This is a genomic window from Streptomyces sp. NPDC050704 (assembly GCF_040654355.1).
Taxonomy (GTDB): Bacteria; Actinomycetota; Actinomycetes; order Streptomycetales; family Streptomycetaceae; genus Streptomyces.
On sequence record NZ_JBFAHW010000020.1, the window covers coordinates 1 to 25,512 of the forward strand.

Here is a 25,512-nt window from a genome sequence, read left to right on the forward strand (position 1 = left end):
GGCGATCGGATATCCCGTCGCGGCACCGACCCCACCACCCACCACCCCAGGGGCGCGAGGAACTGCGCGACCAGCCCCCACCCACCCGCAGACAACCAACCGCCCAACCAGCGGAGCTACGAGCACCACCACAAAAACCGCGTGCAGGTCTCCGAAGGACTCGGCTCGGGGGACGGCTTCTCCGTTGTGGGCGTGGGGTCAGGACTGTCGGCCCCCGATCCGGTGGAACCGTCCGGCGGAGTCGGGTCCGCAGGCGGGGCGGAGGACGCGGGATCCACCGTCCCGGCCCCGACCGGGCCGGGCGAGGAATCCTTCTCCTTCTCCTCGTCCGAATCCTTGTCGCCCTTCTTCTTGGGCTTCTTCGACTCCGAGGGCGACGGAGACGCAGACGCCGACGCACCCGGAGACTTCGGGCCCGCCGGGGCACCCGCCGCGTCACCGGCCCTCGCAGAACCGTCCGCCGACGCGGAGGAGGACCCCCCGGACGCATCCTCCGCCGCCGCCGTCCGAGGCTCCGACGACGGCGCCTCCATACCGAGCTCCGCCAGACTCAGCCCACCCGCGGCAAGCAACAGCCCCGCCCCCACGAGCAGCACCCGCTTACGCCGCCGCCGATGCAGCGCGGCCCGCCGGTCACGCCGACCCGCCCGGGCCCCACCGCGCCCGGCACCACCGTGACCGCCATGCCCGGCACCACGACGCCGACCACGCCGCCCACCACCATCCGGCTCATCACCGCCGGAGGCGTCGTCACGCGCGTCGACGTCCTCGCGGTCCTCCAGAGAGGCCGCGTACTCCCGGCACGCTTCGGCCGATGTACCGCACCCCGGGCAAGCGAGGGCGCCATTGAGGTGCCGTTGGCACGGGTGGCAGTAGTCCATGACGCGGGAAGACTAAATTCCGTATAGGTAACGTTCCTAGTCACAGCTGTGAAAGTTGTGTGCGGAACTGCCCGTTCCGACATGGAAGTTGACGACAGGCCGGACTATTCGCCGCCATCTTCCGCCTTCGCGTCGAAACCGTTATGCGTTCGACCCATTGACACTGCCACCGCCCCGTCCTTACTGTCACGCCAGGATTTCGAACGTGTGACGAAATTTCGAACAGAGCCGAAGAACACAAGGGGCAATTTCCGTGCGCATCACCGGGATCAGCACACACGTGGTCGGGACGCCTTGGCGCAACCTGACCTATGTCCAGGTGCACACCGACGAAGGCATCACCGGAGTCGGCGAGACCCGCATGCTGGGTCACACCGACGCGCTGATCGGCTACCTGCGGGAGGCGGAGGCCAACCACATTCTCGGCTCCGACCCCTTCGCTGTCGAGGACCTGGTCCGCCGTATGAAGTACGGCGACTACGGACGGGCCGGCGAGATCGTGATGTCCGGCATCGCGGTCGTCGAGATGGCCTGCCTGGACATCAAGGGCAAGGCCCTCGGCGTGCCGGTGTGGCAGCTGCTGGGCGGCCTGGCCCATCCGGACGGGAAGATCAAGGCGTACGCCAACGGCTGGTACACCACCGAGCGGACGCCCGAGGCGTACCACAAGGCGGCCCAGGGCGTCATGGAGCGCGGTTACCAGGCGCTGAAGATCGACCCCTTCGGGGCCGGCCGGATGGAGCTGGACCACAAGGAGACGCTGTACGCGGTCTCCCTGATCGAGGCGGTACGGGACGCGATCGGCCCGGAGACCGAGCTGATGCTGGAGATGCACGGCCGGTTCAACCCCTCCACGGCGGTCCGGCTGGCGCGCGAGCTGGCGCCCTTCAAGCCCGCGTGGCTGGAGGAGCCGGTGCCGCCGGAGAACCTGAAGGCGCTGGAGAAGGTCGCCGAGAAGGTGGACATGCCGATCGCCACCGGTGAGCGCATCCACGACCGGATCGAGTTCCGCGAACTCTTCGAGTCGCAGGCCGCGGACATCATCCAGCCGGACGTCGGCCACATCGGCGGCATCCTGGAGACCCGCAAGCTCGCGGCGACCGCCGAGACCCACTACGTGCTGGTCGCCCCGCACAACGTCGGCGGTCCCGTCCTGACGGCCGCCTCCCTCCAGGTCGCGGGCTGCACCCCGAACTTCAAGATCCTGGAGCACTTCAACGACTTCGCGGACTCGGAGATCAAGAAGCTGGTCAAGGGCGCCCCGCAGGTCGTCGACGGCTACTTCCAGCTCTCCCACGAGCCGGGACTCGGTGTCGAGTTCGACGCCGAGGCCGCGGCCGAGTTCCCGCAGCAGCAGGCCCGCTTCGACCTGTTCGCGGACGGCTGGGAGAAGCGCCAGCCGAAGGGATCCAAGTGAGCATCGCGGTTGTCATCGAAGGGCCGGGCGAGCACCGGCTGGCCCCTCACGAGCCCACCGCGCCCGGTGCAGGCCAGGCGCTCGTACGGGTGCACGCGAGCGGTATCTGCGGCAGTGACCGCGAGGTGTACGAGGGCAACCGGCCCGAGGGCTACGTCCGCTATCCGCTGACGCCCGGGCACGAGTGGTCGGGCACGGTCGAGGCGGTCGGGACCGGGGTCCCGGAGAGCCTCGTGGGCCGCAAGGTGGTGGGTGAGGGCTTCCGCAACTGCCAGGTCTGCGACCGCTGCCACGCGGGCGAGACAACGTTGTGCACGGCCGGGTACGAGGAGACGGGCTTCACCCAGCCCGGCGCCATGGCCACCACGCTGACGCTGCCCGCCCGGCTGCTGCACGTCCTGTCGGACGACGCCGATCTGACGGCGGCGGCGCTCCTGGAGCCCGCGGCCTGCATCGCGGCGGCGGCGCTCAAGGCGAACGCGCGGCCCGGTGAGCGGGTGGCGGTCGTCGGCACGGGCACGCTCGGCATGTTCGCCGTGCAGTTCCTGAAGGCGGGTTCGCCCTCGGAGCTCCTTGTGGTCGGCACCCGCCCGGACCGCGCGGAGCTCTCGAAGACCTTCGGCGCCACCGAGTTCCGTACCCGGGACGAGGAACTGCCGGACGACTTCGACGTCGTGATCGAGACGGCCGGGTCGGCGTCCGCCGCGACCACCGCCGCCGCCCTGCTCCGGCGCGGCGGACGGCTCGTCCTCACCGGTATCCCGGCCCCGGGCGCCGAGGGACTCGACCCCACCGATCTCGTCGTACGGCAGCTGGAGGTGCACACCGTTTTCGGCGCGCCGCCGGATGCCTGGGCGCACACGGTGCGGGTCTTCGGTGCCGGTCTGCTCAATCCGCTTCCGCTGGTCACGCACGAGCTGCCGTTGGACGAGTTCGCTCACGCCATCGAGCTGGTGGGGTCCGGCGACCCGAAGGTCGGCAAGGTGCTGCTGCGGCCTTAGGGCCCGCGGCACCGGCCGCCCTCCCCCGATCCGTACGCCGGTACGGAGACCTGACGCTCCGTACCGGCGTACATCCATCGATGCGAACCATGTCCGACATGTCGAACACACATCTAGCCAGAGCTAAGGACAGCCCAGTGACCGACGCTTCTCCCAAGGCGGCCCGTCGACCCGGTGAGCAGGCACTCGCCGCGCTCGGCCTGGGCGCGCCCGACCTCTCCCCCGCCGACGCCTCACCGCACGCCTTTCCCGGGGGTGGCCGCTGGCGCACCGAGATCCCCTCCTGCGAGGGGCCCGAGGCGCTGGCCGTGGTCCTCAAGGAGGCCTCGCGGCTCGATGTTCCGATCCACCGGATCAGCCAGGGCAGCGGCGTCTGGATGCTGACCGACGCCGAGATCACCGAGATGGTCGACTCCACGAACGAGCGCGACATCGAGCTCTGCCTCTTCACCGGCCCGCGCGGCACGTGGGACATCGGCGGCTCGACCCGTACCGACTCGCGCGGCGGCGGGCTGCGTGCCCGCGGTCACGATGCGGTGGCCGGCTGCGTCGAAGACGCCGTCCGTGCAACGGAGTTGGGCGTAAAGTGCCTCCTCGTGGCGGATGAGGGCGTGCTGTGGGCACTGCACCGGGCGCGCGTCGCCGGGATCATTCCGGCGGACACGACGCTCAAGGTCTCGGCGCTGATCGGTCCGGTCAACCCGGCCGCGTACGCCGTGTACGAACAGCTCGGCGGCGACTCCCTCAACGTGCCAAGCGATCTCACGCTCGACCACCTGACGGAGATCCGCCGGGTCAGCGCGGCACCCATGGACATGTACATCGAGGCCCCCGACGATCTCGGCGGTTATGTCCGCATGTACGAGGTCGCCGAACTGATCCGCCGCGGCTCTCCGCTGTACCTCAAGTTCGGTCTGTCGAAAGCTCCTTCGATCTACCCGTATGGTCACCACATGCGGGAGCTGACCCTCTCCACCGCCCGGGAGAGAGTGCGGCGCGGGCGGCTCGCCCTCGACCTGCTCGCGCGGCACGGAGCGGACGGCGACATGGCACCCCTCGGCTCGCGGCTGCCCGGGGAGCTCAAGCGGTTCGACATTCCCTCATAACGTTCCGAACACACCCCCTTCACAAAAGACGACGCAGCCGCACACAATCCGACACACCTCTTCTCGGTCTTCTCCTGGCACCACCTCGTACCATCACGCAGCGCCAGACCGAGCCCCGTCCAAAACATCGAGGAAGATGATCATGCGCAATCGCAAAGCAGCCCTCTCGGCGATAGCCGCGGCCGCCTCTCTGGCCCTCACCCTGTCCGCCTGCGGGCAGGACAGCGAGGGCGGCAGCGAGGGCAGTGACAAGGCCGACGCGAAGGGCTCCACAGTCGGTATCGCGATGCCCACCAAGTCCTCCGAGCGCTGGATCGCCGACGGCGCCAACGTGGAGAAGAACCTGAAGGCGGCCGGCTACAAGACCAAGCTGGCCTACGGCGAGGACGACCCCGACACCCAGGTCTCGCAGATCGAGAACATGATCACGCAGGGCGTCTCCGCGCTGATCATCGCGGCGATCGACAACAAGTCGCTCGACAACGTTCTCCGGCAGGCCAAGGACGCCGACATCCCGGTGATCTCCTACGACCGCCTGATCCTCAACTCGCCGAACGTCGACTACTACGCGTCGTTCGACAACGAGAAGGTCGGCGAGCTGCAGGGCACCCAGATCGTCGAGAAGCTCGGTCTGAAGGACGGCTCCAAGAAGGGCCCGTTCAACGTCGAGCTCTTCGCGGGTTCGAACGACGACAACAACACCCAGTACTTCTTCAACGGCGCGATGAAGGTCCTCCAGCCCTACATCGCCAAGAAGCAGCTCGTGGTCAAGTCGGGCCAGACGAAGCTGACCCAGGTCACCACGCTGCGCTGGGACGGTGGCACCGCCCAGAAGCGCATGGAGGAGCTCCTGACCGCGGCCTACCGGAAGGACAAGGTCGACGCGGTGCTCTCGCCGTACGACGGCATCTCCATCGGCATCCTGTCGGCGCTGAAGTCGGACGACTACGGCAAGAGCAAGCCGATGCCGGTCGTCACCGGACAGGACGCCGAGGTCGCCTCGCTGAAGTCGATCAAGGCGGGCGAGCAGACGGCGACCGTCTTCAAGGACACCCGCGAGCTCGCGAAGGTCGCCGCGAACATGGTCGACTCGGTGCTCAACGACAAGAAGCCCGAGATCAACGACACCAAGTCGTACAACAACGGCGCGAAGGTCGTGCCCGCGTACCTGCTGACCCCGGTGAGCGTCGACAAGACGAACTACCAGAAGGTGGTCATCGACTCGGGCTACGTCAAGGCCGGCGCAGTCAACTAACCGCCACCCCCTAGGGATTGGAAGGCACGACCATGGCGGGACCCGTCCTGGAAATGCGCTCGATCGTCAAGACCTTTCCCGGCGTCAAGGCGCTGTCGGACGTCTCCCTGAGCGTCCGTCCGGGCGAGGTCCACGCCATCTGCGGGGAGAACGGCGCCGGGAAGTCGACCTTGATGAAGGTCCTCTCCGGCGTCCACCCGCACGGAACCTACGAGGGCGACATCCTCTTCGAGGGTGAGTCCTGCGAGTTCAAGGACATCCGGGCGAGCGAGCAGCACGGCATCGTGATCATCCACCAGGAGCTCGCGCTGGTGCCGTATCTCTCCATCGCGGAGAACATCTTCCTCGGCAACGAACACGCCACCCGCGGGTTCATCAGCTGGACCGAGACGCTGAAGCACGCGACCGAACTGCTGCGCAGGGTCGGGCTCGACGAGCACCCCGACACCCGTGTCGCGGACATCGGCGTGGGCAAGCAGCAGCTCGTCGAGATCGCGAAGGCGCTGTCGAAGAAGGTGAAGCTGCTGATCCTCGACGAACCGACGGCGGCTCTGAACGACGAGGACAGCGGCAAGCTCCTCCAGCTCATCCTGGGGCTGAAGGAGCAGGGCATCACCTCGATCATCATTTCGCACAAGCTCAACGAGATCGAGAGTGTCGCGGACTCGGTGACGATCCTGCGCGACGGGCGGTCCATCGAGACCCTCGACGTGAAGGCGGCCGAGACCACCGAGGACCGGATCATCAACGGCATGGTCGGGCGCGACCTCGACCACCGCTTCCCGGAGCGCACCCCGCACGAGACGGAGGTGGGCGCGGCTCCGGCCCTGGAGATCCGCAACTGGACTGTGCACCACCCGATCGACCAGCAGCGCAAGGTAGTTGACGATGTGTCAATTTCTGTGCGACGCGGGGAGATCGTCGGTATCGCGGGGCTCATGGGCGCCGGGCGCACCGAGCTCGCGATGAGCGTCTTCGGGCGCACGTACGGCCGGTACGCGAGCGGCACGGTCCTCAAGGACGGCATCGAGATCCGTACGAAGACCGTGCCCGAGGCGGTCAAGCACGGGATCGCGTACGTCACCGAGGACCGCAAGCACTTCGGCCTCAACCTCATCGACACGATCAACCGCAACATCTCCCTCAGTGCCCTGGGGAAGGTCGCCAAGCGCGGTGTCGTGGACGAGCACGAGGAGCGGCAGGTCGCCGAGGGCTTCCGCAAGTCGATGAACATCAAGGCGCCGACGGTCTTCGAACCGGTGGGCAAGCTGTCGGGCGGCAACCAGCAGAAGGTCGTCCTCAGCAAGTGGATCTTCGCGGGTCCCGACGTGCTGATCCTGGACGAGCCGACCCGCGGGATCGACGTGGGCGCCAAGTTCGAGATCTACACGGTCATCGACAAACTGGCCGCCGAGGGCAAGGCGGTCGTCTTCATCTCCTCCGAGCTGCCGGAACTGCTCGGAATGTGCGACCGCATCTACACGATGGCCGCCGGTCGGCTGACCGGTGAGGTCCCGCGGGCCGAGGCCACGCAGGAAGTGCTGATGCGCCAGATGACGAAGGACAAGAGGGACGAGCGATGAGCGCGAATGTGACCGAAAAGACCCCGACCCCGGCGCCCGCCGGCAAGGGCGGGTCGACCGGGGGCGACGGCCTGCTGCAGTTGATGTTGGACGGTATGCGCCGCAACATGCGGCAGTACGGCATGCTGATCGCGCTCGGCCTGATCGTGGTGCTGTTCGCGGTGTGGACGGACGGCGACCTGCTGCTGCCGCGCAACGTCTCCAACCTGGTGCTGCAGAACAGCTACATCCTGATCCTCGCGATCGGCATGATGCTCGTCATCATCGCGGGCCACATCGACCTGTCGGTCGGCTCGCTCACGGCGTTCGTGGGCGCGGTGGCGGCCGTACTGATGGTCAATCACGACGTGGCCTGGCCGGTGGCCGTGGTGCTGTGCCTGCTCCTGGGCGCCGCCGCGGGTGCACTGCAAGGGTTCTTCATCGCGTATCTCGGCATTCCGTCGTTCATCGTCACCCTCGCCGGGATGCTGCTCTTCCGCGGTCTGACCGAGATCTTCCTCGAGGGCCAGACGATCGGCCCGTTCCCCCAGGGTCTGCAGGACGTCTCCAACGGCTTCCTTCCCGAGGTCGGCCCGGACACCAACTACCACAACCTCACGCTGCTGCTCGGCTTCGCCGTGATCGCGTTCGTGGTGCTGCAGGAGGTCCGTGACCGCAGGCGGCAGCAGGAGTTCGCGCTCGAGGTACCGCCCTTCAAGCTCTTCCTTCTGAAGATCGTCGCCCTGGTCGCCGCCGTCCTCACGGTGACGATGATGCTGGCCAGCTACAAGGGCGCCCCGGTGGTGCTGCTCATCCTCGGCGTCCTGGTCGTCGGCTTCGGCTACGTCATGCGCAACGCGGTCATCGGCCGCCACGTGTACGCGATCGGCGGCAACCTGCCCGCGGCCAAGCTGTCCGGTGTGCGGGACAAGAAGGTCACCTTCCTGGTGTTCCTGAACATGGGCATGCTCGCGGCCCTGGCGGGTCTGGTCTTCGCGGCCCGCTTCAACGCGGCCTCGCCCAAGGCCGGTGTGAACTTCGAACTCGAAGCGATCGCGGCCTCGTTCATCGGCGGCGCGTCGATGAGCGGCGGTGTGGGCACGGTCCTCGGCGCGATCATCGGCGGTGTCGTCCTGGGCGTGCTGAACAACGGTATGAACCTCGTCGGTGTCGGCTCCGACTGGCAGCAGGTCATCAAGGGCCTGGTGCTCCTCGCGGCGGTCGGCTTCGACGTGTACAACAAGCGCAAGGTCGGTTCGTAAGTCAGCCGGGCCCCGCGGACACACGTTCCGCGGGGCCCTTCTCACTTCGGAGGAGCCGCACATGGAGAGGAACAGGCTCGACAGGAAAATCCCCGAAAGCAACAGGCGCACTTTCATCGCGGCGACGGCGGCCGCAGGACTCACCGCCGCCACTCTAGGAACAACAACAGGAACAGCAGGAACGGCCCACGCTTCGGGAGGCAGGAAGCCGGTGAAGGAACTCTTCGGCAAGCTGGCCGACGGAACGAAGGTCCACCGCTGGTCGCTGGAGAACGGCGGCACCCGGCTGAAGGTCCTGTCGTACGGCGGCATCGTCCAGTCCCTCGAACTCCCGGACCGCCGCGGCCGCTACGCCAACGTGTCGCTCGGCTTCGACACCGTCGAGGACTACGTGGCGTCCAGCCCGTACTTCGGAGCCCTCATCGGCCGGTACGGAAACCGCATCGACAAGGGGAAGTTCACCCTCGACGGCAAGAGCCACCAGCTCTCCGTGAACGACGGCGAGAACAGCCTGCACGGCGGGACCAAAGGCTTCGACAAGCGCGTCTGGGACGTGGAGAGCTTCACCTCAGGACCTGACGTCGGCCTCGTCCTGCGCTACACCAGCGCCGACGGCGAGATGGGCTACCCGGGCACCCTTCGGACGAAGGTCACATACACCCTCACCCGGCAGGGCGACTGGCGCATCGACTACGAGGCCACCACGGACAGGGCCACGGTCGTCAACCTCACCAACCACGTGTACTGGAACCTGACGGGCGAGGGCAGCGGCTCGGTCCAGGACCACGAGCTGAGACTCGCCGCGTCCCGCTACACCCCGGTCGACAAGGGCCTCATCCCCACCGGCGAGCTCGCCAAGGTGGCCGGCACCCCCTTCGACTTCCGCCGTACGAAGACGGTCGGCGAGGACATCCGGCGGGAGCACCAGCAACTCCTGCACGGCCAGGGCTTCGACCACAACTGGGTCCTCGACAAGGGGATCACGGCACGCCCGGAGCACGTCGCGACCCTGCACGACCCGTCCTCGGGCCGCACTCTGAAGGTGGCGACGACCGAGCCCGGCCTGCAGTTCTACTCCGGCAACTTCCTGGACGGCACCCTCGTCGGGACCGGCGGCCGCATCTACCGCCAGGGCGACGCGCTCTGCCTGGAGACCCAGCACTTCCCGGACTCGCCGAACCAGCCCGAGTTCCCGTCGACGGTGCTCCGACCAGGTCGGACGTACCGGACGACGACGGTGCACTCGTTCGGCTCGTGACTCTCCTTCACAGCTGATTCACAATTTCCACACCGACCCACAGCTGTTGAACAGAGACACATCCGCGCCCGTACTAAGGGGCGGCCCGGGTATCCCCGCCCGAGCCGCCCCTCAAGGACGGAGGGTCCATGGCCGACAATGTCACCTCGCTGTTCCGCACCGGCGCGCACAGCCCCTCGATGGCCGCGCTGGCACGCGAGAGCGGGGAGGCGGGTCCGCTGGACTTCTGCATCCCGTGCAATCCGTACTTCCCGACGCCGGCGATGTTCGACGAGCTCACGCATCGCCTGCGCGACATCATCACGTACTACCCGAGCAGCGCGGACACGATCACCAGTGAGCTGTGCAGCCTGCTCCAACTCCCCCCGCAGTGCGTGGCGATGGGCAACGGTTCCACCGAACTCATCACCTGGATCGACCACTTGCTGGTCCGCGAGTCCCTCGCCATCCCCGTCCCCACCTTCGGGCGTTGGACCGACCAGCCGATGGAGACCGGTAAGCGGGTCGACATGTTCCCGCTCCAGGAGAGTGCCGGTTTCGCGCTGGACCCGGCGCAGTACATCCAGTTCATCCGCGCCCGGGGCACCCGGGCCGCCGTCATCTGCAACCCGAACAACCCCGACGGCGGCTTCCTGCCGCGGCAGACGATCATGGCCTTCTGCGACGCGCTCGCCGATCTGGACCTGATCGTCATCGACGAGTCGTTCCTGGAGTTCGCCGACGCGGAGTCCGAGCCGAGTGTCGTCGAGGACGCGGTGCTGCGGCCCAACGTCATCGTGCTGCGCAGCCTCGGCAAGAACTTCGGGCTGCACGGCGTGCGCTTCGGCTACATGGTGGCCAACCCGTCGCTCGCGGGCAAGGTGCGCTCGATGCTGCCGAAGTGGAACCTCAACTCCTTCGCGGAGACCGTGGTGTTCATGCTCAGGGACCACGGTCCCGAGTACCTGGAGAGCCTGCACATGGTGCGCCGGGACCGGCTCGACATGGCCCGTCAGCTCTCCGCGCTGCCTGGTCTGACGGTCTACCCGTCGCAGGGCAACTTCCTCTTCGTACGCCTCCCCGTGGGCGCCGAAGGCACCGTGGTCCGGGACCGGCTGCTCACCGAACACCGGATCCTGGTCCGCGAGTGCGGCAACAAGATCGGCTCGTCCAGCCGCTTCCTGAGACTCGTGGTGCGCCCCCAGGTGGATGTGCGTCGCCTGGTGTCCGGCCTGGAACAGGTGCTCTACGGGACCAGGAGGGGAGCCGCCGTGCCCGAGCTGGGCACAGGGACCAGCTACAGCTCGGGTACGGCGGCCGTGGACCGGCTCGTCAGCTCCACCAACGGGGCGGGATATCCGGGGCTCGCGGCCGCTGCCTCCGCCTCCGGCGGTATGGGCGGCGGTATGGGTGGCGGGCAGGGCATGCCGCAGTCCATGCCACAGTCCATGCCGCAGTCCATGCCGGCCGCGGTCGGCATGGACGGGCAGGGTATGCCCGCCGCGGTGGGTATGGCCGGACAGGGTATGGCCGGACAAGGTATGGCCGGACAAGGTATGGCCGGACAAGGTATGCAGCAGGGCATGCCACAAGGGATGCCACAGGGCATGCCGGCCGCGGGCGGCATGAGCAGGGGGCGCGGGCAGGGGCTGACCGCTGCCCAGGTGCGCGGCACCAACGGTATGCCGGGCGGTCTGACCGCCGTGGCCCCTCAGGGCCAGCCGCAGCAGCCCCAGGCCCAGCCTCAGCCGCAGGCGGTTCCGCAGCCGCCCCAGCAGCAGCCCATGCCGCAGCAGCCCACGGGCTGGCCGAACGCGCCCGCCGCCCCCACCGGCTGGCCGGCGGCCCCAGCCAACCGGGCCGGCTGACCCCCGGACCGGTTCGCCGGTGACCGGGGGCCTCTACCTCCCGCCGAGGCCCCCGGCCGACCGGACCCGTCCGCTCCGCGGGTTGCTCCGCAGGTAGGGCCGGTTCGTTGTGCGCGGGCCGGTGGGGGCTAAGCGCGCAGTTCCCCGCGCCCCTGAAAGACGGGGGCTGCGCCCCCTGTCTTTCGTCTTTAGGGGCGCGGGGAACTGCGCGGCCGGCCCCCACCGGCCCGCAGAAAACACACCACCCTACCCGCGGAGCGTCACGCCGGGCTGAACCGCCACTGCTGGCAGTTGTTGTTCAGCCAAGTCCACTGGCGTACATCCGCGGCGTCGGCCGTGGAGCAGTCGGCGACATCGGCGACCTTGCCGGTGGCCTGGTTGACGATACGGACGTGACCGCCGCTCGTGGCGAGGAACCTGAACCGCTGGCAGGTGTTGTCGAGCCAGGCCCACTGGCGCAGATCGGCCCCGTCGGCGGCAGAGCAGTCCGCGGTGTCCAGGACCTTGCCGGAGGCGACGTTCACGAGCCGGCTGGTGTCGTCGCCCTGGTCCTGCACGCGCCACTTCTGGTTGTTGCCGCCGTTGCAGGCGTACTGCTGGACATTGGCCCCGTCGGCCGTCGAACTCCCCGCGACCTCAAGACACTTGCCGCTGTTGCGGTTCGTGATCGTGTACGTCGTCGAGGCGGCCGAAGGCTCCCCGGACGGTCCGGGCATGCTCGTGCCGAGCGCGACCGGCGTACCGAAGTTCGGTGAACCGTCGGAGTTCCAGGTGAACTTCTGCGCCCGGGCCGTCCGCCCGTTGTCGCAGCCGTCGCTCGCGCTGTCGTTGGCGTGGTAGACGATCCAGCTCTCGGTACCGTCAGGGGAGTTGAAGAACCCGTTGTGCCCGGGACCGTACACACCCGCCGCGTCGTTGCGCTGGAAGACCGGCGTGGACTTCTTCGTCCAGGAGGACGCGGAGAGCGGGTTGGAGCCCGTCAGGGTCAGCTGCCCCAGTTTGTAGTCGGGGGTCCAGCAGCCGCTCGCCGAGTAGATGATCCGCGTCGTGCCGTTGCGCTGAAGCACCTCTGGCCCCTCGTTCACCGTGCCGCCCGACCGCTCCCAGGCATACGTCGGCGTGGAGATCGTCGAGAAGGACCCGCTGAGCGTGTACGGGTTGGACATCGGCGCGATGACGAGGTTCTGCGTCCCGCCGCCCATCGCACTGCCCAGCAGATAGAGCTGCCCGCTGACGTTCAGGACGCTCGCGTCCAGCATCCAGGCGCTGTTGAGCTGGTTCTTGTACGTGTAAGGGCCCATCGGGTCGGAGCCCGCGCTCTCCAGGACGTGGGTGCGCTGGGTCGCGTTGTAGTCGGTGATGTTCTGCCCGGCCACGTAGTACAGGTACCACTTGCCGCCGGAGTAGAAGAGCTCGGGCGCCCAGATGTTGCAGCAGCGCGAGGCCGCGTCGCCCTTCCACACCTCCACGCTGGGCGCGGTCGAGAGCCCGGCCAGGGTCGGCGACTTCCGCATGGTGATGACGTCGGTCCAACTCGTCGACACCAGGTAGTAGTTGCCGTCGTGGTACGAGATCCAGGGGTCCGCGCCCTTGACCGACTTGATCGGGTTGGTGAACGAGGCCGCGCTCGCCGACGACTGCCCGAGGGAGAGGGCGAGCAGCAGGGCGGTCAGCAGGGTCAGTAGGCGACGGGCCATCCGCTGCTCCAGTTCAGAAGGTTGATGCCGAGTTTGGGAGTGCCGTTGTCCTGGCCGTCGTAGTAGTGGTAGACGATCAGGTCACCGTCGGAGTCCGCCGTGATCGACTGGCCGCCGGGGCCGATGTACCGGCCGTGCGACTCCAGGACGGGCGTCCCGCCGTTGTTCATCATGGAGACACCGTTCTTGTCGAGGTACGGCCCGGTGACGCTGGTGGCCCGGCCGACCTTGACCTTGTACGTGGAGCCGGTGCCGGCGCAGCAGGTGTCGTACGAGGCGAACAGGTAGTAGTAGCCGCCCCGTTTGACGACGGTCGGCGCCTCGACGGCCTTGGTGCCGGTCGGCCGGGAGGCGATCGAGTACCGGGTGGTGTTGCCCGAGAGCTGCTTGCCGGTCGACGGGTTGATCTGGATCATCTTCAGCCCGGTCCACCAACTGCCGAAGGACAGCCACCACTTGCCGTCACCGTCCGCGAAGAGGTTCGGGTCGATGGCGTTGTAGTCGCTGGAGGCGGTGGACGTGTAGACGGTGCCCTGGTCGGTCCAGCTGCCGGGTCGGCCGGTACCGGAGGTGGCGAGGCCGATGGCGGACGTGTTCGAACCGAACGACGAGACGGAGTAGTACAGCAGGTACCTGCCGCCCTGGTACGAGATGTCCGGCGCCCAGGCCTCGGGGACGGAGGAGTAGTTCCGCCACCAACTCGGCCGGGAGGAGAAGGCGTCGGCACCCGCGCTGAAGGCGGTGCGGTCGGACGACGTCTTGGCGGCGATGCCGCCGCCGGTGGCGTACAGCAGGTACTGGCCGGACGAGGTGCGGATCATCGTCGGATCGTGGGTGACGACGGAGCCGGTGACCCGGCCGGGGTCGGGGTACGCCGACGCCGAGGACGGGACCAGGGCGAGCAGGACGGCGGCGGGCAGCGCGAAGAGGGCGGTTCGGCGGGACAGGCGGGAAGTGCGGGAGGTACGGGAGGTGCGGCTCACGTGGATCCTCCTTGCGGGTGGGGGGAGTCCATGCCGTGTTCGACATTTCGGCCATCGATCGCCACTTCGGACGGGACCGTAGAATCGAACCTCTTGCGCGTCAATGGTTCTCACACGAACCGGTGTCACCGAGGTGTGGGTTCCGGGAAGCCTGCACCGTTCCCCGGTCGGACGACGGGCCCCCGAGGTACAAGTGGGCTCATGATGCCGGTGGAAGAAGCAAGGGACGAGCTGAAGCACCTCTTGGACCGCTGTGAGCAGTGGCTGGGCACGGTTGCCGAGGCCTCGGAGATCCTTCCGGAGACGGCGACCGCCGATCTCGAATCAGATGTCGAGCGCATCCGGGCCATGAGCACCCGCGCCCTGTCGGCCATGCTCAACGTGGCACTGCTGGGGCGGCAGTCCTCCGGGAAGAGCTTCCTGATCAGCGGTCTCCAGGGCCACCTCGAGTACGTCCCGATCATCGACGAGGACGGCGAGCAGTCGGACGAGTATCTCGGCCTCCTCCCCTCGTCCGCGAGCCCGACCACCGCCTGCCCCTCGACGGTCGTCCCCGTGGGAGACGATCCCGGGGTCGACGCGACGGGTCGCGGGCTGCTGCAGGTGAAGTTCAAGGGGATCGCCGACTGGGTGGAGATCGGCACGAACCTGCACCGCGCCGAAGTGGCCGCCTACGTGGCCGAGGACGGCAACGTCGCCGATCGCCGCCCCGAGCACGTCAACCACCAGGTCGAGCGGATCGAACTGCTCCTCTCCCGGACCCGCCTGCCGATCAAGCTCTTCGACCTGCCCGGCTCGGAGTCCGTGAACGAGACACACGACGACATCCTGTACGAGGCATGGAAGGAGGCCGACTGCTTCATCTACGTGAGCCAGGCCACCGAGGCCCTGAGCTCCCACGAACTGAGCCTGATCAAGGATCTGTACGTCCACGCGGAACCCGGGGGCAAACCGGTCCTGTGGGTCCTCTCCGGGATCGACCGGGCCGCACAGCGCGAGCGCGGCCAGGCGGCCTGGAAGAACGTGCTGACCACCAACAACCAGTATCTGCGCGACCGTCACCGCAGATCCAGAGACTTCGTCAATGACGGGTTCCTCCCCGTCTCGGCGGCGTTGGAGGCCAGGGCCGAGTACGAGGAGGCCAACAACCGTGACGGAAGCGTGCTCAGACGACGCAGCCGCATGGGCGAGCTGCGCGAGCGTCTCCAGGCCCTGCTGGAGTCCGGCGCCGGCTACAAGCACCTGAAGCAGGTCGGTGAAGAGGCGGGCTGGCTCGTCCGGCGACGACGGCGAAGCATCGCCGACATGCTTGAGGCACACCGCGTGACCGTCGACGACCTGGAGGCGCAGCGCGACCATCTCCGTGACCGTCTGGGCGGCATGGACGACTCCGTCGTACGGATGCGGGCGGAACTGAACGACGAACTGGACCGCAGGATCCGTATCGCCCAGCGACCGTTCGGCGGCCTGGCGGACGAACTGCACCGGGGTCTGGACGAGTTGATCGATTCGGGCAACCTGAGCGCCGAGCACGCCCACGACATCGACGTCCGCTATGTCCAGCTCTTCAACGAGTGGATGACCGGGCCGGCAGGACCCGGCACGCTGTGGGAGGGCGAACGCGAGGCGCTCGACGAGCTCGCCCGGCAGATCCTGCGGTCGGAGCTCGAGGACGAGGACGCCGGATCCGAGCTGGTCGCGCCCGAGCCGCTCGACCCCGAGGCCATCCCGGCGCAGACGGACCTGGGTCGCCCCTGGCGGGCGTACTCCATGGTCCAGACCGCGGCGAACACACTTGGTGTGGCCAGTCCCCTCGCGGGCGGAGCCGTCTGGCTGACGACCAGTCTCAGTCTCGCCACCATCGCGCTCCCCGTGGGAGCGGCCGTCCTCGCCGCCATCGGCATCGCCAGGATCACGGACGTCCTCAAGGACCGGGAGTCCAAGATCCAGCAGGCCCGCCAGGAACGCAAGGCCATGATCGACGAACAGGCGAAGCAGGCCCGCATCGGCTTCGAGGAGATGGTGCGGGTCCAGGGCCGGCTCCTGATCGACGCGGCCGAGGAGCACCACCAGCGGCACAGGGCCCGTCTGCGCTCGACGCTGGACGAGGTGGTGCACCGTATCAACGCGGACGACACGGCCAGGAGCCGGGCGATCGTCGAACGTCTCACGCCGGTCGACGAGGCGGGCCATGCCATCTCCGGCGGCATCCAGGACCTGCTCGACCGCAACCGGCCGGCCTGACTCCTACCGCACCTCCACCCGCAGCTGATGCCCGAAGAGGGCGCCGAGCGCTTCGGCGCCCAGAACCTTCGGGTCGGGCGGTTCCGCGGCGCCTTCCTCCAGTTGGAGTGTCAGTCCCGTCAGGCACGGAAAGACACGAGGCAACTGGCTCATGTCCGTGTAGTCCCGCAGCCCGTTGAGCTCCAGATGCCGGACACTGGGCAGCGGCGCAAGGGTGGTCAGCAGGTCCAGCGTTCCCACCGGCAGGTCGAGACCCAATACTTGCAGCTGCTTCCGGGTCCGCAGGAAGTCAAGGTGGGTGATCTTCCGGTTGTTCGTCAGGCTGAGCAATTCGACGTTCTCCGTAGGCAGATGAGCGTCGAGTTCCTCCGCAGTGTAGGACCCGTCCACAGTGATGTGGGAAATCGGTTCCAAGTGGGACAGCTGAGCCAGCTGCGAGCTGTTCTGAACATGAAGCGAGTAATTACGGCACACGGCCAGTACTTCGCGGGCGTACTCCTCGGCGGGCTGGTGAACCCAACCCAGAACGATCGGGACCCGAACGTCGATCCCGGGATACAACGCGAACTGCTTCAGTTTCTGCCGTGCGTCCGCCGTACGGATCCTCGTGAGAGCCTCGACAGTGAAGAACTCGCTGGGACCGTCCTTCTCCCCCGGCCCCGGCAACAGTTCGACGGCCCAGGCAGCCAGGCCGGCGATGTCTCCGGCCTCCGAGTTGTTCCGCGGAGGCATCAGGGCCCGAACGCGCCCCCTCACGACCTCCATCAGCGCCGCGTCCAGTGACAAGAGGCTGGTGGCACAGTGGGCGGCCAGCACATGGAGATACCACTTCTCCTCCCGCCCGTCCACGACGTCCCCGAACTGGACCAGCCTCTCGATGAGCAGCTGCGCGTCCGTCCGCGTCGCATGGCCCACGGCCAGCACGATCACGTCCCGCCAGGTCTCGTCGCCCGCGTGATTCAGAAGTTCGAGGACATACCCGCTCTCGTGGAACTCCTTCGCCGCGAGAAAATCCTGGAACGTCCGGTGGATGAACTGGATCGCGTCGTGCGTCCGCTCCTGCAGCAGACCACTGCGTGCGATGAGAAAGCGCAGCGCTCGCTCGGGTGTCGCCTGGGCACGGATCTGCGACATGTCCCGCATGGCGAGGTCGAGTTGTAGCGTCGCCTGCTCATGGGTCATCTGCTGCTGCTCGGTCCGCACCAGCCAGATGGCGAGCCGTTGGAGCAGGGCGTGCTGTTCGTCCGAGTCAAGGCTGATGTCGTCGGGGCGGGGCACACCGCGCGCGGCGTCACGGCCGCCGAGAAGCATGGCCAGGGCAGCTCGGTACAGGGACCAGCGCGTCGTGGGCAGCAGGCCGCGGCGGCGCCGGTGCAGGGCGCAGATCACGGCGCAGAGGAGCGGAGTGCGGGCGAGATCGCGTAGTGCCGGGTTCTGCCGCAGCTGGTGGGCGAGGTCCTGTTCCAGGGAGGTGAGGAGTTCCCTCTCGTCGCCGCACCGGTGGGCGTCGTAGACCTGCTCGGCCTCCGAGCGGGCGGCGTTGTGCCAGGCGGTGACGAAGGACTGGATGTCCTCGTCGCTCATGGGGAGCAGTGTCAGCTCGGTGAAGCCCTCGGAGCGGAGCCAGTCCTCCTCGACCGCGTCGGGGCGGACGGTGGCCAGGCACCGGGTTTCCGGGTACCGGTCGAGCAGTACGGAGAGCCAGCGGCGGGCCTTCTCCCGTTCCTCCGGCGGAACTTCGTCCAGGCCGTCCACCAGGAGCAGCCCTCGGCCGGCCTCCAGGACACGGCCGGCCCAGCCTTCGGGGGCATCGTCCGAGATGACTCGTCCGGCGGACAGGAGTTCCGACACCACCGGGTACCGTCCGCCCCGCGCGTACACCTCGCGCATCGGGATGACGAAGGGCACCAGGCCGTTCAACTGGGCGAGCTTCATGTTGAGGGTGCCGTTCGCCGCGTGGGCTGCCAGCCACCAGACGAGAGTGGTCTTGCCGGCGCCCGCCTGACCGCGTAGCAGGGCGCGAGGGCGTGTCTTCAGCAGGGACTCGATGCGCTGCGCGGAGGGTCTTGCTTCCTGGTGCCCGTCCGGGGTGGCGGCCTCGGCCTCCAGACTCAGATAGGCCGTGTCGAGATCCCAGCGGGACTCGGTACGGCCGAGTTCCTCGATGCCGAAGATCTCCGTCTTGCGGTACTGCGCCGCCAGATCCTGGGCGTACCGGGCTTCGAACAGCTCGTCCTTGGGGTGGACATCGGTGACCTCCTCGAACGTGGGATTCCAGCGGATCCGCCGAACGGATGTCATCGCGGCGTCGATCGGGGCCGCCTCGATCCTGAGGTGGTGGCGGCTCCGGGGCACCTGGGTCACCACCCCGAGGAGCACCGCTCCGGCGAAGACCGGAGCCCCGGACAGCCCCGCCAGCGGTGATACCTCACTGCCTCGTTCGTCTGCGGCAGGCACGTCGAGTTCGCAGACCAGGACGTTCCTCATGCGTCCGGCCATGGGCAGCACGGTCCCGCGGTACTGCTCGTACTCGAGGTCGTCGCCCTGGTTGCCGTAGCGCTGGATCTGGGGGAACCCGACGATCTGGCAGTGTGACAGCGGAGATGCCAGGGCGACGCGGCCCACCCGGGGCCGCCCCAAGGGCGCGGCGCGCTCGGCGCCGATCACCGCCGACTCAGCCCTCAGCAGAGCGGCGTCGAGGGCCTGGTCGGCCCAGATGACCTCGCATTCCACCGGTCTCCCGCTCGACGGGTGGATCACTTCCACGACACCGCTGCCGTCCACCACGTGCCGCGCGGTGAGCACCAGGTTGAGGCCGAGCAGTACTCCGCTGCCCTGCCCCGCCCCACGGACCGCCACGACCAGGTCCGCGACCCCGCCCGCGATCACTGCTCGTCGCCGTCCCTACCGAACCGGGCCACACTCCCCCTGCTCTCGTTCCGCACCTTCCACGGCTCCCCGGTCCGCACGTCCAGCGCTCTGAGCGTCATCGCCACTCGATGCGTCCGAGTCGTACCTCCGACTCCGTCGACCCCGGCCTCCACCACCCAGGCCTTCACCTTGACCCCGCTCGCGACCTCCTTACGCAGCTCGACGCTGAACTCCAGCTCGATGTCGCCCACTTCGAAGGTCACGTCCTGCCCGGACGAACGCCCCGCCGCAGTGATCAGTTGGTCCCGTACGGCCTGCACGGCGTCGGCCAGTTCGATCCGGTTGTCGTTCATGTGACCAACGCTAGAGAGCTGTTGGTGTCCGCCGCCATCGGTTCACACCAACCGCTGTGGTCACCACGCCGAATGACCGTCCGGCAGCGTCGGCTCCAGCGGTGCGACCGAGTGCGGGATCACCCGCCGGCCTTCCCGCGCAGCACCTCGCGCAGGCAGCCGGCCAGGCGTCCCGCGATGGCTCCCCCGGGGTCCAGGCGCGGGTTGAAGATCGTGACGTCGAAGCCGACCGCACGGTCGTGGGCCAGTGCCGTGCGCAGCACGGTCTCCAGCTCGGCCCAACTCAGCCCGCCGGGTTGGCGGTAGTCCACCGCCGGCATGATCGCGTCGTCCAGGACGTCGACGTCGAGGTGGACCCAGTAGCCGGCGGTCCCACCGGAGGTGAGTCCGTCCACCGCCCGGCGCGCGGCTTCCGCGGCGCCGAGGGCTCGTACGGCGTCCAGGTCGCTCGCGTGCAACCCCTGCGGCAGGGGTTGCATGCCCGCCTCCGCCGACTCCTCGGCATCCCGGAAGCCGAAGGCGACGACATCCTCGTCCCGGACGAGAGGTCCGCGGCCTTCGAGGTCGGTGAGCAGTGCGGGTCCGCGGCCCGTGGCGAGGGCCAGGTCCATCGAGGCGGCCTCGCCGAACGGTTCCGCCGACGGCTGGTAGAAGTCGGTGTGGCCGTCGAGGAACAGCAGGCCGTGGCGCCCGCGGCGGCGCAGCGCGAGGAGGTTGCCGAGCAGGATGCTGCAGTCGCCGCCGAGCACCACGGGAAAGCCGCCGCGCCCGAGGACCTCGCCGACCGCGTCGGCCAGCCGGACCGAGTACTCGGCGATACCGGCCGGATTGAGGACCCCGGTGTCCGCGTCCCGCTTCGGGTCGTACGCCGTCGGCTCGACCCTGCCCGCCCGAACCGGGCCGAGTCCGTCCAGCAGACCGACGGCGAGCAGCGCCCGAGACAGTTCCTGGACGCCGGAGGGCCGCAGTCCGAGCACGGACGGCGCTTCGATGAGTTCGATGGGCGCGGTGGGCGCGATTTCCCGCACGTTCGAATCCTTCCTCAACCGCGGTCCACGCGCACCGGGTCCGTCACGTCCGGCACCGGGTCGGGTCCGTGCTCGGGCGGTGCCGGTCCATGCCCCGGTCGGCGGGGCGGCTGCGCGAGACGACGCGCATGCCGGTGGCGTCCACGACACGTACCTGAACCGAGCCGCACCCGCAGCGTGTCCACACGGTGTGGCCGGCCGAGGTGGTGTGCCGGGACACCACCTGGAAGGGCTCGGCCCGGTCCGGCCAGCCGCAGTGCGGGCACGCGTCGCGGCCGAGCCTGCTGTGGGTTGTGCTGGTCATCTTGCAACTCCTCGTACAGATGGCTTGGTTTGCAGGTGGCTTGGTTTGGCTTGGATTACCGTCGCGACATGACCAGGGTCTATCGGCGCCATCGTGTACGTCCAGGTTGACTTTCTGGAGCTCACCTTGAAGCGTGGACTTCATGATTGACCTGCGCCGGCTTCATGTCCTGCGGGCGGTCGACCACTACGGCACGGTCACCGCCGCCGCCAACGCCCTGCACTTCACGCCGTCCGCGGCCTCCCAGCAAATCCGCCAGCTCGCCCGTGACCTGGGGGTCGACCTGCTGGAACCGCAGGGGCGCGGGGTACGCCTCACTCCGGCGGCGGAGAGTCTGCTCGCGCACGCCGACGCGATCCAGGCCCGCTGGGAGCGGGCCGAACTCGACCTGCGGGCCGACCACGGCGAGCCCGCCGGGCCGCTGCGGGTGAGCGGTTTCCCGGTGGCCATCTCGGTGCTGCTCGCCCCGATGGCGGCCCATCTGCGCGAGCGCCATCCGCGGCTCACCGTCAGGATTCAGGAGCTGGGGGTCCCGGACAGCTTCGACCGGCTCTTCGAGGGCGAGATCGATCTCGCGATCGTCGAGGCGACCCCGAACAACCCGCCCCTCAGCGACGCCCGCTTCGACCAGGAGCCGCTCCTGGACGACCCGTTCGACCTGGTCGTCCCCAACGGGCACCGGCTGGCGGCGCGGGAGCGGGTCGACCTCGCGGACGCCGCCCGCGACGACTGGATCGCCCCGGTGCCGGAGAGCCCCTGCCGTCCGCACGTCCTCTCGGCGTGTGGCGCCGCCGGGTTCACGCCGGACGTCGTCCACCACGCGCTGGACTGGAACGTCACCGCCCACCTGGTCGCGAACGGACTCGGCGTCGCCCTGATCCCCCGCCTGGCCCACCTGACCCCGCACCTGCCGATCACCCGCGTACGCTGCGCCGGCAACCCGCACCGCAAGCTCCTCACCTGCACGCGCGCAGGCGGCCACGAACGCCCGGCGATCGCGGCCGCGCTACGGGAACTGCGGGAACTCGCACCTACGGCGGTGGCGTGAGCCCGCCGGCTCAGCTGCCCGCCAGCCCCGTATGCGCCACCCCCTTCACGATCTGCCGCTGGAACAGCACGAACACGATCAGGAGCGGCAGGCCCGCGATGACGACCGACGCCATCATCTGCTCGTACCGGAGCCCGTAGGACGTCTGGACGTTGACCAGGCCGACGGGGAGGGTCATGCCGTTGGGGTCGGTCGTCACCAGGAACGGCCAGAGGAAGTTGTTCCAGGTCGAGATGAAGGTGAAGATGCCGACCGCCGCGAGGACCGGGCGGGACAGCGGCATCACGATCGTCCAGAAGACGCGCCAGCGGCCGGCGCCGTCGACGAAGGCGGCCTCCTCCAGTTCGCGGGGGACGCCGTCGAAGAACTTGACCAGGATGAACACCATGGCGGGGACGGCCACTTGGGGGAGGATGACGCCCCAGTACGTGTCGACGAGGCCGAGTTGGACCATCTCCGCGAACAGCGGCGCCATCAGGACCTGGGGCGGGACCATGATTCCGCCGAGGACCAGGGCGTACAGCACCTTGCGGCCGCGGAACTCGGTGCGCGAGAAGCCGTACGCAGCCATCGCGCAGAGCAGGACCGTCAGGACCGTCGTCATCACCGAGATATAGGCCGTGTTGAACATCCAGCGGCCGATGTCCCCGGCCTCCCACACCTTCCGGTAGGCGTCGAAGGTGAACTGCGAGCCCAGCCAGTGGAGTGGTGTCTTCGTCGCCTCTCCTTCCGGCTTGAAGGAGGTCGCCAGGGCCCAGGCGAGCGGGAGCACCCAGACGACGGCCAGCAGCACGGCCGCGGCCAGTATCGCGAAGCGGCCCGGCGTCCAGCGCGCCCTGCGGCCATCGTCGGTCGGGGCGCCGCTCCTGCGGACTCTCCTGTCGGCCATGGCGCCCGTGCGGAGTTTCCTGTCGGTCATTGCGCTCATGACGGCTCCCCGTTCCGACGCGACAGCCGCAGCTGCACCAGCGACACGATCACGATCAGTGCGAAGAAGAGGTACGAGACCGCCGAGGCGTAGCCGATCCGGTAGCCGGTGAACCCGGACTGGTAGACGTACTGGAGGATCGGGCGGGTCGAGTCGTCGGGACCGCCGCCGGTCATGATGTACACCTGGTCGAAGATCTTGAGGGAGGCCAGGATCTGGAGGACCAGGACGACTCCGGTGGTGCGTTTGAGCAGGGGGAGCGTCACGTGTCGCAGCCTGTGCCAGGCACCCGCTCCGTCCAACTCCGCCGCCTCGTACAGGTGTTGGGGGATGGACTGCAACGCCGCCAGGTAGAGCAGGAAGTTGAAGCCGACCGTCCACCACACCGTGGCGAGGACGATCGAGAGCATCGCGTACCGCTCGTCCGTCAGCCAGCCGATCCCCGGGTGCAGGCCGAACCGGGCGAGCAGTTGGTCCGCGAAGCCGAAGTCGGACGGGTAGATCACCCAGAGGAAGAGCAGTCCGATCACGCCGGACGGCAGCAGGAACGGCGCGAACCAGGAGAGCCGCCACAGCCATTGGACGAAGCGCAGATGGTGCGAGAGCAGGGCCATGACCAGGCCCGTCAGGACCAGCGGCACCGTGGACAGGATCGTGAACCAGAGCGTGTTCCAGAGGGACGACCAGACGTTGGGGTCCTGGAGGGCCTCGACGTAGTTGTCGAAGCCGACGAACTCCCCTCCCTCAGCGGTGATGTTGTCGTTGCGCAGGCTCATGCCGATGCCGGAGACCAGCGGCCAGAGGAGGAAGAGCGCGTAGGTGAGGAAGAACGGGGCGATGAACACAAGGCCGTGCTCGGTCCACTTGCGGCGGACGGTGACGGGCCTCGCCGCCGGTTGCTCCGCCGAGACCGGGCCCGGGACGGTGGGCGTAGGCGTGGGCGTCGTGGTCACGCGGCACCACCTCCGGCGCTGCCCAGGGGATCGGGGGTGTCGAGCAGTTTCCGCAGCCGTTTCTTCGCCTCGCGCAGGGCGTCCGACGGTGAACGCGATCCGGTGAGGACGCCCGAGAAGACCGCCCCGAGCTGGATCCACATCTGCGAGGCCGAGCCCGCGAACCAGGCGGGCTGGTCGAGGACCACGTCGTCGATGACGGACCGGTACTCGGACTGCGGCTCCAGCTCCAGATAGGCCGGGTCGTCGAGGGTCGGCAGATACGCGGGTACGTGGCCGCCCTTGGCCCAGTCCAGGGAGTGCTGAAGCATCCAGGCGACGAAGGCGTGGGCCGCCTCGGTCGCCGCGTCCGAGCGGTCCTCCTGGTGCGGGAGCACGAAGGAGTGGCAGTCGGCCTGGGCCGTGGGGCGTCCGAAGAGCGCGGGCACGCGGGTCATGGAGAACGGCAGTTTCGCGGCGGTGAAGGTGGACACCTCCCACTCGCCGTTGAGGTGGAAGGCCGTCTTGCCCGCGTTGAACACGCCGATGGAGCCCGGGTAGTCGACGCGGCGCACCATCAGTCCGTCCGTCGTGAGCCCGGCCATGAAGTCGAGCACTTCCAGGGCCTTGGCGTCGTCGAGCGTGAGCCGCCTGCCGTCCGCCGACAGGACCGTGCCGCCCAGCTGGGAGTAGAAGGTGGCGAAGAGGCGCCAGGGCGTGGTGCAGTCGGGGCCGGTCGTCTCGGAGGTCACCGCGGGCACGCCCGTGACCTTCTTCGCGGCACGCAGTGCGTCCGTGAACTCCCGTGCGCTGCCGATGGGTCGGAGCTTCCCGTCGTCGCCGAGCAGCCCGGCCTTCTCGCAGACGTCGGTGTTGTAGTAGAGCACCATGGGGTGGGTGTCGAGCGGGATCGCGTACTGCTTCCCGTCCACCGCACCGCGCTTGAGGATCTCCTCGGGGAACTGGTCGGTCCCGACGCCCAGTTCGCCCAGCCGGTCCAGGTCGAAGGGGTCGAGCAGCCGGCCGGGGCCGAAGCCCGCGAGCCTGGCCAGATGGAGGACCGCGACCTCGGGCGCCCGCCCGCCGGCCCCGGCCATGCCTAACTTCGTGTAGTACGGAGTGCCCCACTGGAGCTGAGTGGCTTCCAGCTCGATCCCGGGGTGCTCCTCGGCGAACGCATCGACCAGCGCGGTCATGTTGGCGCCGTCGCCGCCGCCGAAGAGGTGCCAGTACCGCATCCGGGTCCTGCCCTCGGCCCCGAAGGAGGGCGCGGCGCAGCCCGCGGCTCCCAGGGCCACGGCTCCGGCGGCGGCCCCGGTGGCGGCGATCAACTTCCTTCTGGTCAGGCGTGGTTCATGTCGTTCGACTCGCTCATCGTTCACGGCCCGTCCTTCAGTTGTCCGAAATGCCGAACCTTGCTCGCAACTTCGGACGGACCGTAGATTCGAAGCGCCTGCGCGTCAACGGTTCACACAAGCCACAAGCCTTCCGGTTCGCGCACGCCTCCCGGTTCGCGAAAGCTTTCCCCGCCGACA

The 25,512-nt window shown here is 68.4% G+C and carries 20 protein-coding genes; 10 read left to right on the forward strand and 10 right to left on the reverse strand.

Annotated elements, in window-relative coordinates; genetic code table 11:
• Window positions 1-550: 550 nt before the first annotated feature.
• The gene (locus tag AB0I18_RS13935; protein ID WP_363105677.1) at window positions 551-754 is read right to left on the reverse strand and encodes a hypothetical protein; all 204 of its coding nucleotides are present in this window, start codon (window positions 752-754) and stop codon (window positions 551-553) included.
• A 380-nt stretch (window positions 755-1,134) separates the two neighbouring features.
• On the opposite strand from AB0I18_RS13935, the gene AB0I18_RS13940 reads away from it, so the two are divergent.
• The 8 genes from AB0I18_RS13940 (at window position 1,135) to AB0I18_RS13975 (ending at window position 11,589) form a co-directional block, all read left to right on the forward strand.
• Window positions 1,135-2,298: a mandelate racemase/muconate lactonizing enzyme family protein gene (locus AB0I18_RS13940; RefSeq protein WP_363105678.1), complete on the forward strand. Its 1,164-nt coding sequence runs from the start codon at window positions 1,135-1,137 to the stop codon at window positions 2,296-2,298.
• Window positions 2,295-3,299 (forward strand): alcohol dehydrogenase catalytic domain-containing protein, encoded by a 1,005-nt coding sequence (locus AB0I18_RS13945; protein ID WP_363105679.1) that lies wholly within the window; start codon window positions 2,295-2,297, stop codon window positions 3,297-3,299. Before AB0I18_RS13940 ends, AB0I18_RS13945 begins: the two co-directional genes overlap by 4 nt.
• Before the next feature lie 137 nt (window positions 3,300-3,436).
• Window positions 3,437-4,405: a hypothetical protein gene (locus AB0I18_RS13950; protein WP_363105680.1), complete on the forward strand. Its 969-nt coding sequence runs from the start codon at window positions 3,437-3,439 to the stop codon at window positions 4,403-4,405.
• Between the two features lie 142 nt (window positions 4,406-4,547).
• Complete coding sequence (chvE, locus tag AB0I18_RS13955) at window positions 4,548-5,660, forward strand: multiple monosaccharide ABC transporter substrate-binding protein (RefSeq protein WP_363105681.1); 1,113 nt, start codon at window positions 4,548-4,550, stop codon at window positions 5,658-5,660.
• Window positions 5,661-5,692: 32 nt separating this feature from the next.
• The gene (gene mmsA / locus AB0I18_RS13960; RefSeq protein WP_363105682.1) at window positions 5,693-7,243 is read left to right on the forward strand and encodes a multiple monosaccharide ABC transporter ATP-binding protein; all 1,551 of its coding nucleotides are present in this window, start codon (window positions 5,693-5,695) and stop codon (window positions 7,241-7,243) included.
• On the forward strand, window positions 7,240-8,484 hold the full coding sequence (gene mmsB, locus AB0I18_RS13965; RefSeq protein WP_363105683.1) for a multiple monosaccharide ABC transporter permease: 1,245 nt from the start codon (window positions 7,240-7,242) through the stop codon (window positions 8,482-8,484). The genes mmsA and mmsB overlap by 4 nt, the downstream gene beginning before the upstream one ends.
• 61 nt (window positions 8,485-8,545) lie before the next feature.
• Entirely contained in the window at window positions 8,546-9,742 is a 1,197-nt protein-coding gene (locus AB0I18_RS13970; protein WP_363105684.1) for an aldose epimerase family protein, read from the forward strand.
• Between the two features lie 128 nt (window positions 9,743-9,870).
• Window positions 9,871-11,589 (forward strand): aminotransferase class I/II-fold pyridoxal phosphate-dependent enzyme, encoded by a 1,719-nt coding sequence (locus AB0I18_RS13975; protein ID WP_363105685.1) that lies wholly within the window; start codon window positions 9,871-9,873, stop codon window positions 11,587-11,589.
• A gap of 260 nt (window positions 11,590-11,849) precedes the next feature.
• On the opposite strand, the gene AB0I18_RS13980 is transcribed toward AB0I18_RS13975, so the two are convergent.
• Together AB0I18_RS13980 and AB0I18_RS13985 are read right to left on the reverse strand one after the other, a co-directional pair.
• Entirely contained in the window at window positions 11,850-13,286 is a 1,437-nt protein-coding gene (locus AB0I18_RS13980; protein WP_363105686.1) for a family 43 glycosylhydrolase, read from the reverse strand.
• Entirely contained in the window at window positions 13,268-14,269 is a 1,002-nt protein-coding gene (locus AB0I18_RS13985; protein ID WP_363105687.1) for an arabinan endo-1,5-alpha-L-arabinosidase, read from the reverse strand. Before AB0I18_RS13985 ends, AB0I18_RS13980 begins: the two co-directional genes overlap by 19 nt.
• 201 nt (window positions 14,270-14,470) lie before the next feature.
• Between AB0I18_RS13985 and AB0I18_RS13990 the strand changes: the two genes are divergently transcribed.
• The gene (locus AB0I18_RS13990) at window positions 14,471-16,513 is read left to right on the forward strand and encodes a dynamin family protein (protein ID WP_363105688.1); all 2,043 of its coding nucleotides are present in this window, start codon (window positions 14,471-14,473) and stop codon (window positions 16,511-16,513) included.
• 3 nt (window positions 16,514-16,516) lie between these two features.
• Here AB0I18_RS13990 and AB0I18_RS13995 read toward each other — a convergent pair whose 3' ends face one another.
• The 4 genes from AB0I18_RS13995 to AB0I18_RS14010 all read right to left on the reverse strand — a co-directional run bounded on the left by AB0I18_RS13995 (window position 16,517) and on the right by AB0I18_RS14010 (window position 21,069).
• Complete coding sequence (locus AB0I18_RS13995) at window positions 16,517-19,402, reverse strand: NACHT domain-containing protein (protein ID WP_363105689.1); 2,886 nt, start codon at window positions 19,400-19,402, stop codon at window positions 16,517-16,519.
• Window positions 19,399-19,737, reverse strand: coding sequence for a trypco2 family protein (locus AB0I18_RS14000; RefSeq protein WP_363105690.1), 339 nt, complete (start codon window positions 19,735-19,737; stop codon window positions 19,399-19,401). The genes AB0I18_RS13995 and AB0I18_RS14000 overlap by 4 nt, the downstream gene beginning before the upstream one ends.
• 119 nt (window positions 19,738-19,856) lie before the next feature.
• A complete protein-coding gene (locus tag AB0I18_RS14005; protein ID WP_363105691.1) occupies window positions 19,857-20,765 on the reverse strand; it encodes an arginase family protein in 909 nt (302 codons plus the stop codon).
• 43 nt (window positions 20,766-20,808) lie between these two features.
• Window positions 20,809-21,069 carry a hypothetical protein gene (locus tag AB0I18_RS14010; protein WP_363105692.1) on the reverse strand — a complete coding sequence of 87 codons (261 nt, stop codon included), beginning with the start codon at window positions 21,067-21,069 and terminating at the stop codon, window positions 20,809-20,811.
• Between the two features lie 142 nt (window positions 21,070-21,211).
• Between AB0I18_RS14010 and AB0I18_RS14015 the strand changes: the two genes are divergently transcribed.
• Window positions 21,212-22,117 (forward strand): LysR family transcriptional regulator, encoded by a 906-nt coding sequence (locus AB0I18_RS14015; protein WP_363105693.1) that lies wholly within the window; start codon window positions 21,212-21,214, stop codon window positions 22,115-22,117.
• A gap of 10 nt (window positions 22,118-22,127) precedes the next feature.
• Here AB0I18_RS14015 and AB0I18_RS14020 read toward each other — a convergent pair whose 3' ends face one another.
• The 3 genes from AB0I18_RS14020 to AB0I18_RS14030 are packed head-to-tail and all read right to left on the reverse strand — an operon-like array spanning window position 22,128 to window position 25,359.
• A complete protein-coding gene (locus tag AB0I18_RS14020; protein ID WP_363105771.1) occupies window positions 22,128-23,006 on the reverse strand; it encodes a carbohydrate ABC transporter permease in 879 nt (292 codons plus the stop codon).
• A gap of 35 nt (window positions 23,007-23,041) precedes the next feature.
• Window positions 23,042-23,998, reverse strand: a complete 957-nt coding sequence (locus AB0I18_RS14025; protein WP_363105694.1) for a sugar ABC transporter permease — start codon at window positions 23,996-23,998, stop codon at window positions 23,042-23,044.
• Entirely contained in the window at window positions 23,995-25,359 is a 1,365-nt protein-coding gene (locus AB0I18_RS14030) for an extracellular solute-binding protein (protein ID WP_363105695.1), read from the reverse strand. Before AB0I18_RS14030 ends, AB0I18_RS14025 begins: the two co-directional genes overlap by 4 nt.
• Window positions 25,360-25,512 lie beyond the last annotated feature (153 nt).